The organism is Burkholderia sp. LK4 (assembly GCF_001043615.1).
GTDB lineage: Bacteria > Pseudomonadota > Gammaproteobacteria > Burkholderiales > Burkholderiaceae > Burkholderia > Burkholderia cepacia.
This window is the reverse complement of record NZ_LDUL01000100.1, coordinates 1-557: the sequence shown is the minus strand read 5'-3', so window position 1 is coordinate 557 and position 557 is coordinate 1. Positions and strand designations below refer to the sequence as shown.

General features: G+C 63.6%; 1 protein-coding gene. It reads right to left on the bottom strand.

What is annotated here, in order from left to right; all coding sequences use genetic code 11:
* A partial coding sequence (locus VK92_RS35865; protein WP_231600765.1) for an ABC transporter permease subunit occupies positions 1 to 557 on the bottom strand: 557 nt, incomplete at both ends.

Below are 557 nucleotides of genomic sequence, written 5' to 3'. Positions count from 1 at the left end.
GCCTGCGAAATCAACGGCAGCGTCACCACGAAGAACACCTTCAGCGGCGTCGCGCCCAGGTCGAGCGCCGCCTCCTCCAGCGACTTGTTCATCTCCTTCACGCGCGACTGCACGATGATCGCCACGTACGACACGCACAGCATCACGTGGCCGATCCAGATCGTCACCATCCCGCGCCCCTTCGGCCAGCCGAACATCTGCTCCAGCGCAACGAACAGCAACAACAGCGAGATGCCCTGGATCACTTCCGGAATCACCAGCGGCGCGTTGATCATCCCCGTGTACAGCGTGAAGCCCTTGAAGCGGCCGAAGCGCGCGAGCACGAAACCCGCCCACGTGCCGATCACGACCGACGCGGTGGCCGTCAACAGGCCGATCTTCAGCGACAGCCACGCGGCGGTCAGCAGCTCGTCGTCGTCCAGCAGCGCGCTGTACCACTTCAGCGAGAAGCCCGACCACACCGTCACCAGCTTCGACTCGTTGAACGAGTACACCACCAGGCTGATGATCGGGATGTACAGGAACAGGAAGCCGAAGGCGAGGACGCCCGTCGACAG